The following is a 774-nucleotide window of genomic DNA, read 5'->3' on the forward strand; positions in this document are numbered from 1 at the left end:
TGTGATTTGAAGATTTTTATAAATTAAAGGTTTTCCTTGGTAGTCTGTTAATTTTACCTTATATTTTGTCCCATCATTATAAAACATATACACATTATTAGAATTTAAATAAGAATCACCAATAATACCATTAATAATTAACTCATTAATAAAAAGCGTACCATCTTTTTTATAAATCATTCCAATAGTGTGTTTTCCACTGTTTAAATTAGAAAATGTAATATTCTCATTTATTCCGCTACTAAGGATTTTATTACCATTTTCATAGTAATTAACATTGTAATTATTATTTTCGTAGTAAATTAAGTTATCAACAGTAACAGTATTTGTATTTTTAGGACGAAATACACTAAAAGTACAACCAAATATATCACCTGACTTAAACCAATAAATAACATTACCTTTAAATTTTTTAGCATGGTTATTAACAAAAGAACAATCCACTACCTTACCATTAGCACCAGTCCACCAAACAGCACCACCATACCCATCTGCATGGTTATTAACAAAAGAACAATCCACTACCTTACCATTAGCACCATACCAAACAACAGCACCACCATTCCAACCAGCATGGTTATTGTTAAAAGTGCAGTTTTTTATATTGCCTTGTGTTCCATGTAAGTAAATAGCACCACCAAGTTTATGTGCGTGGTTATTTTCAAAGTAACAATTTTCTAAATTAGCATTATCTCCAAACCAGTCAATGGCACCACCCCAATCTGTTTGAGTATTATTAGCATTTATGAATCTTATATTTTTTAATGTGACTTG

Annotated in this window: 1 pseudogene; it reads right to left on the reverse strand. The window is 29.2% G+C overall.

The window, feature by feature from the left end:
• Positions 1 to 774, reverse strand: a pseudogene (locus MBORA_RS00345) (hypothetical protein); the annotation flags it as partial.

This window comes from Methanobrevibacter oralis (genome assembly GCF_001639275.1).
GTDB lineage: Archaea > Methanobacteriota > Methanobacteria > Methanobacteriales > Methanobacteriaceae > Methanocatella > Methanocatella oralis.